Annotated in this window: 11 protein-coding genes and 1 rRNA gene; all 12 read right to left on the bottom strand. The window is 48.0% G+C overall.

Annotation, left to right across the window (positions count from 1 at the left end; genetic code table 11):
- Positions 1-184 precede the first annotated feature (184 nt).
- The 12 genes from K7399_RS13730 to tilS all read right to left on the bottom strand — a co-directional run bounded on the left by K7399_RS13730 (position 185) and on the right by tilS (position 14,495).
- Positions 185-1,735 (bottom strand): 16S ribosomal RNA (locus tag K7399_RS13730).
- A gap of 781 nt (positions 1,736-2,516) precedes the next feature.
- The gene (gene lysS / locus K7399_RS13725) at positions 2,517-4,007 is read right to left on the bottom strand and encodes a lysine--tRNA ligase (RefSeq protein WP_028977194.1); all 1,491 of its coding nucleotides are present in this window, start codon (positions 4,005-4,007) and stop codon (positions 2,517-2,519) included.
- Positions 4,008-4,175: 168 nt separating this feature from the next.
- Complete coding sequence (dusB, locus tag K7399_RS13720) at positions 4,176-5,168, bottom strand: tRNA dihydrouridine synthase DusB (RefSeq protein WP_028977195.1); 993 nt, start codon at positions 5,166-5,168, stop codon at positions 4,176-4,178.
- Between the two features lie 19 nt (positions 5,169-5,187).
- On the bottom strand, positions 5,188-5,391 hold the full coding sequence (locus K7399_RS13715) for a helix-turn-helix domain-containing protein (RefSeq protein ID WP_081787981.1): 204 nt from the start codon (positions 5,389-5,391) through the stop codon (positions 5,188-5,190).
- Positions 5,343-6,224: a 2-amino-4-hydroxy-6-hydroxymethyldihydropteridine diphosphokinase gene (gene folK, locus K7399_RS13710; protein ID WP_028977196.1), complete on the bottom strand. Its 882-nt coding sequence runs from the start codon at positions 6,222-6,224 to the stop codon at positions 5,343-5,345. The genes K7399_RS13715 and folK overlap by 49 nt, the downstream gene beginning before the upstream one ends.
- Positions 6,217-7,068: a dihydropteroate synthase gene (folP, locus tag K7399_RS13705; protein WP_028977197.1), complete on the bottom strand. Its 852-nt coding sequence runs from the start codon at positions 7,066-7,068 to the stop codon at positions 6,217-6,219. Before folP ends, folK begins: the two co-directional genes overlap by 8 nt.
- Before the next feature lie 260 nt (positions 7,069-7,328).
- A complete protein-coding gene (gene cysK / locus K7399_RS13700; protein WP_028977198.1) occupies positions 7,329-8,249 on the bottom strand; it encodes a cysteine synthase A in 921 nt (306 codons plus the stop codon).
- A gap of 150 nt (positions 8,250-8,399) precedes the next feature.
- Entirely contained in the window at positions 8,400-9,278 is an 879-nt protein-coding gene (gene hslO / locus K7399_RS13695; protein WP_028977199.1) for an Hsp33 family molecular chaperone HslO, read from the bottom strand.
- Between the two features lie 19 nt (positions 9,279-9,297).
- Positions 9,298-10,062 (bottom strand): type III pantothenate kinase, encoded by a 765-nt coding sequence (locus K7399_RS13690; RefSeq protein ID WP_028977200.1) that lies wholly within the window; start codon positions 10,060-10,062, stop codon positions 9,298-9,300.
- A gap of 308 nt (positions 10,063-10,370) precedes the next feature.
- Positions 10,371-12,395: an ATP-dependent zinc metalloprotease FtsH gene (gene ftsH, locus K7399_RS13685; RefSeq protein WP_028983234.1), complete on the bottom strand. Its 2,025-nt coding sequence runs from the start codon at positions 12,393-12,395 to the stop codon at positions 10,371-10,373.
- A gap of 130 nt (positions 12,396-12,525) precedes the next feature.
- On the bottom strand, positions 12,526-13,062 hold the full coding sequence (gene hpt / locus K7399_RS13680; protein WP_028977202.1) for a hypoxanthine phosphoribosyltransferase: 537 nt from the start codon (positions 13,060-13,062) through the stop codon (positions 12,526-12,528).
- The gene (tilS, locus tag K7399_RS13675; protein ID WP_028977203.1) at positions 13,059-14,495 is read right to left on the bottom strand and encodes a tRNA lysidine(34) synthetase TilS; all 1,437 of its coding nucleotides are present in this window, start codon (positions 14,493-14,495) and stop codon (positions 13,059-13,061) included. The genes hpt and tilS overlap by 4 nt, the downstream gene beginning before the upstream one ends.
- Between the last annotated feature and the right edge of the window lie 12 nt (positions 14,496-14,507).

The raw sequence follows: 14,507 nt of genomic DNA, 5'->3' as shown, positions 1-14,507 counted from the left end.
GTCACACTTGTGATGAACCAATCACGAATAATCGATTCATCACGTTGGATGTTTCTTGACTTTGTTGCTTGTTTTCGTTATCCAGTTTTCAAGGTTCATGGCTGCCTTTCGGCTCGCCGGTGAAGGAATGCTTCCTTCAAAACCAAACAAAAGACCAAGCGTTCGCTATTGATCGTTTCCTTAGAAAGGAGGTGATCCAGCCGCACCTTCCGATACGGCTACCTTGTTACGACTTCACCCCAATCATTTGTCCCACCTTCGGCGGCTGGGTCCATAAAGGTTCCCACACCGACTTCGGGTGTTACAAACTCTCGTGGTGTGACGGGCGGTGTGTACAAGGCCCGGGAACGGATTCACCGCGGCATGCTGATCCGCGATTACTAGCAATTCCGGCTTCATGCAGGCGAGTTGCAGCCTGCAATCCGAACTGGGGGCGGCTTTATGGGATTCGCTTGACCTTGCGGTTTCGCTGCCCTTTGTACCGCCCATTGTAGCACGTGTGTAGCCCAGATCATAAGGGGCATGATGATTTGACGTCATCCCCACCTTCCTCCGGTTTGTCACCGGCAGTCACCTTAGAGTGCCCAACTTAATGCTGGCAACTAAGATCAAGGGTTGCGCTCGTTGCGGGACTTAACCCAACATCTCACGACACGAGCTGACGACAACCATGCACCACCTGTCACTCTGTCCCCCGAAGGGGAACGGCCTATCTCTAGACTTGTCAGAGGATGTCAAGACCTGGTAAGGTTCTTCGCGTTGCTTCGAATTAAACCACATGCTCCACTGCTTGTGCGGGCCCCCGTCAATTCCTTTGAGTTTCAACCTTGCGGTCGTACTCCCCAGGCGGAATGCTTAATGTGTTAACTTCAGCACTAAGGGGTTGGACCCCCCTAACACCTAGCATTCATCGTTTACGGCATGGACTACCAGGGTATCTAATCCTGTTTGCTCCCCATGCTTTCGCACCTCAGCGTCAGTAACAGACCAGAGAGCCGCCTTCGCCACTGGTATTCCTCCACATCTCTACGCATTTCACCGCTACACGTGGAATTCTACTCTCCTCTTCTGCACTCAAGCTCCCCAGTTTCCAATGACCTTTTGCGGTTGAGCCGCAAGATTTCACATCAGACTTAAGAAGCCGCCTGCGCGCGCTTTACGCCCAATAATTCCGGACAACGCTTGCCACCTACGTATTACCGCGGCTGCTGGCACGTAGTTAGCCGTGGCTTTCTGGCCGGATACCGTCACAGCACCAGCATTTCCTCTGGCACTCGTTCTTCTCCGGCAACAGAGCTTTACGATCCGAAAACCTTCTTCGCTCACGCGGCGTTGCTCCATCAGACTTTCGTCCATTGTGGAAGATTCCCTACTGCTGCCTCCCGTAGGAGTTTGGGCCGTGTCTCAGTCCCAATGTGGCCGATCACCCTCTCAGGTCGGCTATGCATCGCAGTCTTGGTGGGCCGTTACCCCGCCAACTAACTAATGCACCGCGGGCCCATCTGTAAGTGATGGCCGAAACCATCTTTCAACCTCGCACCATGCGGTGCGAGGGATTATCCGGTATTAGCTCCGGTTTCCCGAAGTTATCCCCGTCTTACAGGCAGGTTGCCCACGTGTTACTCACCCATCCGCCGCTCACGTCCAGGAGCAAGCTCCCTTCTGTGCGCTCGACTTGCATGTATTAGGCACGCCGCCAGCGTTCGTCCTGAGCCAGGATCAAACTCTCCAAAAAGTTTATTGTTTACTTACCATTGTACTTCTTGTCGTACTCCCAAGGAAAGGAACTTCTGCTAAGGGCGTGCACGTCCTGTGCACAACGCAGAAGTCACCACATCCTGTGGAAGCTATGATCCATAGCAAATTGAATTGATTATGGGGTTTAAAAACCCTTTATTCACGCTTGGCTTTTGTTTAGTTTTCAAGGAACATTCTCCATCGCTCTTGAAGCGACTTGAACATCTTATCAAGAATAAGCAATCATGTCAACCCTTAATTACTTTTTTCTTTCAAAGGCTTGTCAGCCTCAAAACGATCTCTTCAATTATACATATGCTCGCTTAAGTTGTCAATATTAATTGACAGCTCTTGTTCAGCAACATGAAAATATATTACCAGCATATAATGTCTTTGTCAACGGAAAACAAGAACTTTTTTACATCCATTGCTGTTTTTTACAAAATGTCTCGAACACCCTTTTAGCCTCACTTCATTCAGATCTATGCGGCATCTACGCTTAATGCCGGCTCTAAGCATGTTTAGGTAACCCCCATAGATGGAAAAAAGCAAAAGAGCAGACCCTACGCAAACAAAGGCTGACGACAAGCGCTGTAAACACCCGCGAGTGCGGTTTAAGCGACATTGGCATACAATAATAGAGACCGTTCCAAAAGGTCCTTGTTATGCGGCGCGGCAACCACCAGAGGACATCTCAACATCATAGATTTTTGAGATGTCCTTATACAGAAAATCGTCCACTCTTGCTCAAGAGCGGACGATTTATAAATCAAAATTCATTAATCTTTTTTTCTCATTTGCGGGAACAGCAGCACATCGCGAATCGACGCTGAATTGGTAAGAAGCATAATCAAACGGTCGATTCCGATTCCAAGTCCCCCAGTAGGCGGCATGCCATATTCCATTGCTTCCAGGAAGTCTTCATCGATCACTTGCGCTTCGTCGTTGCCCGCTTCACGTTCACGCATCTGATCTTCAAAGCGTTGGCGCTGATCGATCGGATCATTCAATTCGCTAAACGCATTGCCGTGCTCGCGGCCGACGATGAACAATTCGAAACGATCACTGAAACGCGGATCTTTTGGGTCTTTCTTCGCAAGCGGAGAAATCACAACCGGGTGTCCATAAATAAAGGTTGGCTGGATGAGCGTTTCTTCGACCTTTTGCTCAAAGAATTCATTAACTACATGCCCATAAGTCATATCTTCTTTTACAGATACACCGTTTTCGGCAGCCAATTTTCGCGCGTCCTCATCACTCATCTGCGGCCACAGGTCAACACCGGTTTGTTCCTTAATCGCGTCAACCATATGCACGCGGCGCCAGTGCGGCTTCAAATCAACCTTCGCATCGCCATAAGTAATTTCGGTTGTTCCGAGTACCTTCTGCGCGACGGAAGAAATGAGCTTTTCGGTGAGTTCCATTACATCACGCAAATCTTGATAGGCGGTATAGAGTTCCATCATCGTAAACTCAGGATTGTGCTTCGTTGATACACCTTCGTTGCGATACACACGGCCAATTTCGTAAACCTTCTCAAAGCCGCCGATGATCAGACGCTTAAGATGTAACTCGATCGCGATGCGCATATACAGGTCCATATCCAAGGCATTATGGTGTGTAATAAACGGACGCGCCGCCGCACCGCCCGGAATGGAATGCATCGTCGGCGTTTCAACTTCCAGATAGCCTTGTCCATCCAATTCGTCGCGCATCGCTTTAATAATTTTACTTCTTAGGATAAATGTTTCTCGAACTTCAGGGTTCACGATCAGATCCAAGTAACGCTGACGATAGCGCTGCTCTACATCTTTAAGCCCGTGGAACTTGTCCGGGAGTGGTCGCATCGCTTTGGAGAGAATCTCAAACTTGTTGACCTTTATCGAAAGCTCGCCAACATGGGTTTTAAATACTATTCCCTCAACGCCGACAAAATCACCGATATCAATATGTTTGAAAATCTCGTACTGTTCCTCTCCGACTGCATCCTTGCGAATATACAGCTGGATACGGCCGCTGAAGTCTTGAATATCGGCAAATCCCGCTTTTCCCTTGCGTCTTTTCGCCATTAAACGGCCGGCCATAACAACAGCAACCGGATTCGCTTCTAACTCTTCGGTTGTATGATTTGCGTAACGTGAACGAATGTCTCCTGTATCATGGGTGCGGTCATAGTGACCACCGAATGGATCAATTCCTTGTTCAAATAAAACCTTCAGCTTCTCGCGACGGGCTTGAAGCTGATCGGTCAGATCTACTCCTTGACTCATTAATTGTTCTACCTCCAGTCGTATCCTGCGGGCGCTAAAACGCGCCGATGCAGGATCGAGCGCTTCTCAGTTACCGACACATCTACATCATAAAGAAAACTGCCAGTTAAGCTACCGGCAGTTCTATATCTAACCGAATTATAGAGAATAAAAAAAACACTGTCAACCTCAGACCGTGGGTGCCGCTTCAGGTTGAAGGGTTTCACGAAAGTCAATCAACACCTGTCGAAGCTCTTCTCCCGTTTCACACTGATTGATTCGCTTACGCACTTCATTGCCGCCGCTTAGGCCCTTCATGTACCAGGCGGCATGCTTGCGCATTTCCATCGATGCAATATGCTCGCCCTTCAATTTGCTCAGCTGATCGAAATGAATCCGGCAAACATCGACTTTCTCTTTGGCTGTCGGTTCCGGCGGCAGTACACCACTCTCAAGGTATTTAACCGTCCGGTACAGCATCCACGGATTCCCAAGTGCGCCGCGTCCGATCATAACGCCGTCCACACCGGTTTCATCAAGCATTCGTTTCGCATCCACCGGGGTACGGACATCCCCGTTTCCAATCACCGGGATACCGACGGATTCCTTGACTTGGCGGATAATATCCCAGTCTGCAACGCCTTCGTACATCTGTACGCGTGTACGTCCATGTACCGCAACCGCCTGTCCGCCGGCACGCTCAACCGCCTGTGCGTTGCGTACCGCATAAATATGGTCATCATCCCAGCCTTTGCGCATTTTTACCGTAACGGGTTTATCAACCGCATCGACGACGGCAGCAACCATCTCATAAATTTTATCAGGATCAAGCAGCCATCGTGATCCGGCATCACACTTCGTGACTTTCGGTACCGGGCAACCCATATTTATGTCAATGATATCTGCATTTGTATTTTTATCCACATATTTCGCTGCCTGAACGAGCGTTTCTCGTGAACCACCGAAAATTTGCAAGCTCAGTGGTCTTTCCCGTTCATCAACATACAGCATATCCAAGGTCCGTTGATTGTGATGAATAATGCCGCGGTCGGCGACCATTTCTGCGCATACGAGTCCGGCGCCGAAACGCTTAGCAATCAGGCGAAATGCTGTATTGCATACGCCGGCCATTGGCGCAAGGATGACTTGATTTTTCATCTCAATCGGACCAATCTTTAACAACCGAATCATCCTTTCTTTTCTAGAGCTCCTTCATCTCCTGAAGAGATACGCCTAGTTTATCACAAATTTTAACCAGAAGGTCTGCATCCGGATTACGGCTTTCTCTTTCAATTTCACCTAAAAGGGTCAAAGAGACACCCAATTCTTTTGCAAAAGTGGCTTGCGTATAGCCCTTTAGCTTTCGAAAAGCCCGAACTCTCCGTCCCCATTGTTCTGTTTCCATAATCGCACTCCCTCTTCTTCATTGAGATTTTGCCACAGCGTAAGCACCGAATGATTCTCTCTTGGGATCACCAGATGGGGCGCAATCTCAGCAAGCGGTTTGAGGACAAAGGCGCGGCGTGCAATGTCGGGATGGGGCAGTGACAATACTTCGGAATAGGTCATCTCTTGACCAAAAAGAAGCAGGTCAAGATCAATCGTTCTTGGTCCCCAATGCACTTCCCTTGTTCGGTTCAAATCTGCTTCGATCGTTTGCAACTTCTTCAAAAGTGCAAGAGCTGGAAGCAGCGTTTCAATCTGCGCAGTCATGTTTAAAAAGTCTGCCTGCTCAACCGGCCCATAAGGATCGGTTTCATAGATTGAGGAGCAGCGAACAATTTGCACGCCTTGTTCTGCCTGCAGTCCCTCAAGTGCACGTTTCAAAAACCCTGCCCGGTCGCCCATATTCGACCCGAGGCCCAAATAAGCGGTTGTGCGCCGGCGTTCAATAAATACCGATACCGAGTCATAATTCCCGGCAATCGGCGGATTGGGTTTTACTACATGCACGCGACATTCGCGGACCACAGAATAATTTTGCAAGACCGTTTCAGCGATCTTTTCTGCCACATGTTCAATTAATGCACATGCCGGCCCTTCAACGATCTCCTTCACTCTGGTATAAACCTCTGCATAGTTCACCGTCTGGTCAAGCCGGTCGGTGCTTCCGGCACGATAGAGATCCAAGATCAGCGAAACATCAACATCAAAACGCTGACCAATACGCCGCTCTTCCTCAAGTGCACCATGATAGCCATAAAATTGCATTCGATTTAAACGTATCGCGTCAGTCAAGATGATCCTCCTGCAGCATCGCGTCCATCATTTTTGCCATACGCGCCATTTCACGTACATCATGAACACGCATCATTTGACAACCTTTCGCTATGCCCAGACAAACCGTCGCTCCCGTACCTTCCACACGCTGATCCACCGGCAAATCTAGGGCTCTTCCAATAAACCCCTTGCGTGAGGTGCCAAGCAGAATAGGATAGCCCAGTTCATGAAGTGCATCAAGATGATTCATTACATAGAGATTCTGTCGATCATCTTTTGCAAAGCCGATACCCGGATCAAGAATGATGTTCTCCGGGACAACACCGGCATCCAGCACGCGGTCAATGCTCTCTTGAAGATCCCGCTTCATGTCTTCGATAATCCGATTGTAGTGATTGTTGTCCCGATTATGCATGAGAACAATCGGCACCTGATATTCAGCAGCAACTTTTGCCATTTCCGGGTCTGCTTTAGCTCCCCAAATATCATTAATTATATCTGCACCCGCATCCAACGCATGTCGAGCCGTTTCCGCTTTATAAGTGTCAATGGATATCGGAAGGCTCGTCTGCTTACGCACCGCCTGAATCATCGGCACAACGCGGGCTATTTCTTCATCCAAATCAACGGGAAGATGTCCCGGACGTGTCGATTCTCCGCCGATATCTATGATGTCGGCACCATCGCTTTCCATCTGCCGTGCATGCTGAACAGCAAGGTCTAAATGGTTGAAGCGTCCACCATCGGAAAAGGAGTCCGGAGTCACATTCAAAATCCCCATAATCACAGTTTTTTTCCGAAAGTCAAGCGTCGTTTCCCTGACCTTGAGCAGATGGTAGGGTGAAAGCTTATATGTGTTCACAGATTTAGTCCATCCTCCTGAAAAACTATCGATTTGATAAAAACAGTATAACACAATCACGGCCTATTCCTCAGTTGCAAAAATGGAACAAAGTACCCTATGCCGCAACGGCTATAATGAGAAAAACCAGGTGCGCTGCTGTGACCCTCTAAGTTGAATTTCATCGTTCAACTTTAAGGGGACAGTTCACGCCCTGGTCTTTTACCGTCCTTCTGCAATCAGCTTTAACTCATGCATCAGACTCTGTTATTTAGTAGCAGTTACTCCTCAACCTGATAGAGCGGTGTGCTTAAATAACGCTCGCCATTATCAGGCACAATGACTACAACTTTTTTGCCTTTGCCCAGTTTCTTTGCAACCTGAACGCCGCCGTAGATTGCGGCTCCACCGGAAATGCCGGCAAGGACACCTTCTTTTTTACCCGCAAGACGCGCATACTCAAATGCTTGTTCGTTTGTCACATCCAGCACTTCATCATAAATTTCCGTATCCAAAGTATCAGGAACAAATCCTGTACCAATTCCTTGAATTTTGTGCGGGCCACCCTTGCCGCCGTTCAATACCGGTGAATCCTTTGGCTCAACTGCATAGACTTTGATGTCGTTAAATTTCTCTTTCAGGGCTTTGCCGCTCCCACTAAGCGTTCCGCCGGTTCCAACACCGGCAACAAACGCATCCAGCGTGTCAAATGCAGCGGCAATTTCCTTACCGGTCGTTTCATAGTGTACCTTCGGATTTGCCGGGTTCTTAAATTGCTGTGGTAGGAAATAGCCTTTCTCTTTGGCAAGTTCTTGTGCTTTTTCAATTGATCCCTTAATGGCTTGGGCGCCTGGCGTTAGAATAACTTCCGCGCCGTAGGCCTTAAACAATTTGCGTCGTTCAATGCTCATTGTCTCCGGCATAACCAAAATGGCTTTATAGCCCTTCACTGCAGCGACCAGAGCCAATCCGATACCCGTATTACCGCTCGTCGGTTCAATAATCGTATCGTTTGGCTTCAATTTTCCTTCCTTTTCAGCCGCTTCAATCATGGCCAATGCGATTCGATCCTTCACACTGCTTCCCGGATTGAAGTATTCAAGTTTTGCGTACAGCTCTGCATCGTTTTCATCTGTTAAGTGGTTGAGACGAACAATAGGCGTATTTCCAATCAATTCCGTAACCGAATTTGCAACAGTCATGAAGATCCCCCTCTTAAATCCTTAGTAATCATGTATGATTTATACACTATATTATCAGTACAACCTGCGAGCGTCAAATAAAAAAACAGCTTTTGTCCAAAAAAAGAGCGTCTCCCTCACTGTTCCTAGCGTTTGAGACACCCTTCTTGCTTAATTCTTTTCAGCAATTAATGCGTGTAATTCATCGGCGCTGAATTGGTAATGCGTTCCACAAAAATGGCAAACGACCTCTGCTCCATGGTCTTCATCAATCATGGCTTGAATTTCCTTGACGTCAAGACCTTGCAGCGATTGGCCGAATTTTTCCTTTGAACAGCCGCAATGAAAAGCTGCTCCGTGCTTTTCCAGCACCTTGTAATCCCCGTCCGGGAAAAGGTCGTCCAGCAATTGTTCCGGTGAATGGCCCGCATCAATTAATTTTGAGATGGGTGGAATGGCCTTTAACCGCTCTTCCAGCCGATCGATCGCTGCATCATCCGCACCGGGAAGCACTTGAATAATAAATCCCCCCGATGCCTTCACCGACTGATCCGGATTAACAAGTACACCGACACCAACAGCTGAAGGGATTTGTTCTGAGCGAGCATAATAATACGTAAAGTCGTCGCCAAGCTCTCCGGAGACAATGGGCACACGTCCGGTAAAATTCTCTCTCAGTCCAAGATCTTTGACCACACTCAGAAAACCATTGTTGCCAACCGCGCGCGCAACATCAAGTTTTCCATGAGCATTCAATTCAAAATGTACTTGGGGATTGGTTACATAGCCGCGTACCCGACCGTTGGTATCCGCATCGGCAACAATCGCTCCAATCGGGCCACCGCCTTGTATCGTAACCGTTACTTTCTCATCACCTTTTTCTTGCACGGCCATCATCATCGTTGCGGTTATCGTTCGCCCCAGCGCTGCCGTTGCTGTCGGCCATGTATGATGGCGCTTTTGTGCTTCGTTCACCGTCTCCGTAGTCACCGAAGTGATCACACGAAGGCTTCCGTCACATGCGAGTGCTTTAATAAAATAATCGCTCATATGCAGACCTCCATTCAAGTTAAGCATTTTGCAGATAAACCAGATAAAGTCCTTTAAGGGTCAGAAAGGGATCAACATGATCAATCACATCGGTTTCATTCGAGATCAAGCGGCACAACCCTCCGGTTGCGACCACAACCGGATCTCCCACTGCCTGCTTCTTCATCCGCGAGACAATGCCTTCCACTTGTCCAACATAACCGAAAAGCACACCGGACTGCATGGCGTGAATCGTGTTCCGCCCAAAAATGCTCGGTGGTTTCGTAATTTGAATTCTCGGCAATTTCGATGCACGCTCATACAATGCCTCCGTCGCAATATCGATTCCAGGTGCAATGGCACCGCCAATATATGCTTGTGTCTCGTCGATGTAGGAATACGTCGTTGCGGTTCCAAAATCAATCACAATCATTGGTGCCTGGTAGTCATGGATGGCAGCAACTGCATTGACAATCAAGTCTGCACCAAGTTCTCTCGGATGTTCATATTTTAAATTCAGGCCGGTCTTAATTTCAGGGCCGACAACAATCGGCTGAAGGTGAAAATATTTTGTACACAACCGTTCTAACGCGAACATTATCGACGGAACTACTGAAGAAATCACCACTCCGTTGAAATCTGCAAACGAGAGCCCTGCATATTTAAAAAGATCGTTAATCAGCATACCAAACTCATCTTCAGTTCTTTCACGATCGGTCGATACGCGCCAGTGATTGGTCAATACACCGTCGGCATAGGTGCCGAGCACAACATGCGTATTGCCAACATCACAAACAAAGATCATCTTTTTTCCTCCTGTTTCACAACCGTCTTGTGGAAATCGCTTAAATACCGGGCTGCGCTTGGCCTTTGCTATCAATTTTGTGCCTGACGGGCACTACAGCTGCTCGCATGCCGCGGCGATCCAGGAGCCTCCTCAGCTCGGGTCTAAGGAATGCGAGTCTGGTCTGCGATCACCAGAGACACTGTGTGGTTGGTTCACACCCTATTAACTCTGCAAAGCGCTTATGCCTTCCACCCTGTAAGAAAAAAGGAGACACTCCCTAATCTGGAGAGTCCCCCTTTATTTTATACAACAGCAAGTTTTAAAAATCAGAGCTTATGCCCGTCATCCTTGTTCACTTGATCCGATGCATCCGGTGTCTCGGTCTTTGCCTCAACCGGACGGTCCTCTTTTGGATGAATCGTCACCTTAACATCGGTAGCAGGTTTCTCTGCCCCCTCATCCGGAGCAACCGCTGTCGCATCTTCTTTACTGCTGTCTTCTGAAGCATAACGCGTCTTGCTTGGTTCAATATACTTTCCTGTTTCATACAACGATTTGATCTGCTCTTCTTCCAGTGTCTCCACTTTAAGCAGTGTCTGAGCAATCAGGTCCAGCTTATCGCGATGTTCCAGAAGCAGCTTCTTGCATCGCTCATACTCTGACTTAACCAGACGCTGCACTTCCTGATCAATCTCAAAAGCAATCGCATCACTATAGTTTTGGTCGTTTTGAATATCACGACCGAGGAACACCTGGCCGCTGTCATTATTGCCAAATTGCATTGGGCCAAGCTTATCGCTCATACCGAATTCAGTAACCATTCGTCGAGCAAGACCGGTGACACGCTGCAGATCATTGCTTGCGCCTGTTGAAATTTCTCCGAATATAATCTCTTCAGCGACGCGTCCGCCGAGCAGACCACATATCTTTTCGAGCAGTTCCGGCTTGGTCATGAAGTAGCGGTCTTCTTTCGGCAGCGAGACGGTATAGCCGCCAGCCTGACCACGAGGAATAACGGTAACTTTGTGTACTTCATCAGCGCCCTCAAGTGCAAGACCAATGATGGTGTGCCCGGATTCGTGATAAGCGACAATGTTTTGTTCTTTTTTCGAAATAACCCGTGATTTCTTGGCAACGCCGGCAATCACACGTTCAACGGCTTCATCAATGTCTTCCATATTGATTACCTTTTTATTGGCCCTAGCCGCAACCAGCGCTGCTTCATTCAGCAAGTTTTCCAAATCGGCGCCCGAGAAACCTGGGGTTAGTTTTGCTACAGTCTTTAGATCAATTTCTTTGGCAAGCGGCTTGTTGCGGGCATGTACACGAAGTACTGCCTCGCGGCCGACAAGATCCGGACGGTTAACCGGAATTTGGCGGTCGAAACGGCCCGGACGCAGAAGAGCCGGGTCCAGAATATCCGGACGGTTAGTGGCTGCAATGATAATAATACCTTCATTAGCGCCGAACCCATCCATTTCAACGAGCAGTTGATTCAAGGTTTGTTCGCGTTCGTCATGACCGCCGCCGAGACCGGCACCGCGCTGACGGCCAACCGCATCAATTTCATCAATGAATATAATACATGGCGAATTCTTCTTTGCCTGTTCAAACAAGTCGCGCACACGCGATGCACCGACACCGACAAACATTTCAACGAAATCTGATCCGCTGATCGAGAAGAACGGCACGCCCGCTTCACCTGCTACCGCACGCGCCAGCAAGGTTTTACCGGTACCTGGAGGGCCTTCAAGCAAAACCCCTTTCGGAATCCGGGCACCCAGAGACACGAACTTACGCGGATCTTTCAAGAAGTCGACAATCTCGACAAGTTCCTGTTTTTCTTCATCTGCCCCGGCCACATCTTTAAATGTAACTTTCTTCTTATCTTCCGAATAGAGCTTCGCTTTGCTTTTGCCGAAATTCATAACTCGGCCGCCGCCGCCCTGTGCTTGATTCAACAAGAAGAAAATCAAGAAAAAGATAATTGCAAAGGGAATTAACGATGTAACGAATGTTAACCATCCGTTTGCACGTTCCTCCGGTTTTACATCCAATTTGTATTGCGCGGCCATATCCGTAACTTGGTTAACGGCCTTGTCGCTTGCCGGCAAATAGGCCTTGAACGTCGTATTTTCATCCGCGCTTTTCAAATGTCCTGTTGCTGCATAGACACTGCCTTCCGGTTGTAAGGTCAGCTGATCTACATTACCCTGACTCAGGTTGGTTTGAAAAGCACTGTAAGTCATCGGTTTCACGGTGCGGTTTGTTTCCGTCAGCCAGCTTACGATCCCGATGATCACTAAAGCAATAAATAAATATATGATAATATTCTTAAAAAGTCGATTCATGCCTTACCTCCTCCCGCTCTAAAAACAATCATAATTTATAGTACCACATACAAATGTTGCCACTCAACAAATTACATTTTTACCATTGGCGGGCCTCGTTTCGACTTCCGCCCTGTTTATCGCTTCCTTATTACTGATAGATCTCAGGCTTCAGCACACCAATAAATGGAAGATTGCGGTATTTCTCAGCATAGTCGAGACCATACCCCACTAGAAAGGCATTAGGAACCGTGAATCCCGACAAATCGGGAGCGATCTTCGCCTTCCGTCCTGACGGCTTATCCAGAAGCGTCACAATTTTAATGGACTTCGCTTTCCTCGTTTTAAATAGTTCGACTAGATAGCTTAAGGTAAGTCCGCTGTCAATAATATCCTCAATAATTAATATATCCCGGTTTTCCACTGTTGTATCCAAATCCTTGAGAATCTTCACTTCACCTGAAGATACGGCAGAATTGCCATAACTGGATACATCCATAAAATCAATTTCAATCGGAACGGTGATTTTTTTGACCAGATCAGCCATAAAAGGAAGGGCTCCTTTTAATACGCCGATCACGAGCGGAAAGGACTGTCCGTATTCTTCCGAAAGCATTACTCCGAACTCACTGACCTTCTCTTGTATTTCACGCTCCGTAATTAATATTTCCTTGACGTCATCCTTCATGCCTGCGTCCTCCCAAATCCTGAAAACGGTATAAATTTAAGCTTAACATATTCTTTTTTCTCTGAAATCCGGGGTGATGGCCATGCAATGCCCCGTTTCAACAGCGGCAGCCAAAGTATGCGGCCGTCTGAATCCGTAATCAACGGCCAACGGTTTCGCTGATTACGGTCAACTTTTGCGTTAATAAATATACGCTGGATTTTCTGCGAGCCCGTCATTCCATTCGGCCTCATTCGGTCTCCGGGACGTATTGTTCGCACATAAAGCGGCAGCGAAACGTCTGCCGGATCAAAAATGAGACAAGAAGCGTCCAATGCATCACGCTTCAGAAAATCAATACCTAAAGCGTCTGCTTCAAAAGTACCGGACGGACAATCCGTTTGACCGGGAATGGTTAATTTGATTGGTTTGCTGACCTCGTCTTCTGCTGGCAGAAACCCGATCATGCAGGTTTCATACGAAATGCTTGCTGTTAGGCCACCGGGTAGAGTCATATATCCCGAGGAACGGCCGGCATGCAGAAACTGTAATAGGCCTTCAATATGTATCGGCTGGTGCATCGGCTGCAGCTGTTGATTTGTGTAGAGATAACATAATACTAGATGAATTGTCCGCCTTTGTAAAGCAGGATGGACCGCAAGAAGATCAGGAATTGAAAGCGCATAGATTGATTTTTGCTTTTTTAAAGTAACCGATTTCAGCTGCGCCTTAGCCAACTCATTGAGCAACGATTCATCCTCGCTCATCCGCTCGCTTTCGTATTGAAATTTAAGATGGACTTTAGGATTTTCCTTTTTTAAAAAAGGGAGTACATATTTGCGAAAGCGATTGCGCGTATGCACGTCTGATTGATTCGAAGGGTCATTTCTTGGGACAATACCGTTTGCAGCGCAATAGCGTTCCAGATCACGCTTTGTCTGTGAAAGAAACGGACGAACAAGCGTTTTTCCGGCAAAGGGACGGCGTACAGGAATTCCCGCACGGCCAATGCCGACTGTCCCACGCACCGCACGCATCAGCATCGTTTCCACCTGATCATCCCCATGATGGGCCAGAACCAGTGCATCAGCTCGGAAGCTGTCCATTGCTTCCGCGAAAGCTCGATAGCGCAACGCGCGTGCAGCGGCTTCGAGGCTGATCTTTTGCGCATGGCTCCATGCACGTGCGTCCACCTTTTTCCCTATAAAAAGGATATCCCTTTCCGCGCAAAAACATGCGACATAATTTAAGTCTTCGCTGCTATCCTTTCCACGTAGTGCATGATCCACCGAACAAACGGCGAGTTCAAGCCCCCATTCACGCTGCTTTTTCTCGAAATAAAGAAGCAGCGCCATGGAATCCGCACCGCCGCTGACCCCAAGCAGCAGGCGGGATCCGCGTTGAATTAAATGATGACGCTCGATAAATTGCGTCACGTTTTCATTAACGGTCATCGTAGAATTCTC

Source organism: Sporolactobacillus terrae (genome assembly GCF_019930545.1).
GTDB classification, from domain to species: Bacteria; Bacillota; Bacilli; order Bacillales; family Sporolactobacillaceae; genus Sporolactobacillus; species Sporolactobacillus terrae.
This window is presented reverse-complemented; position numbering and strand designations above follow the sequence as displayed.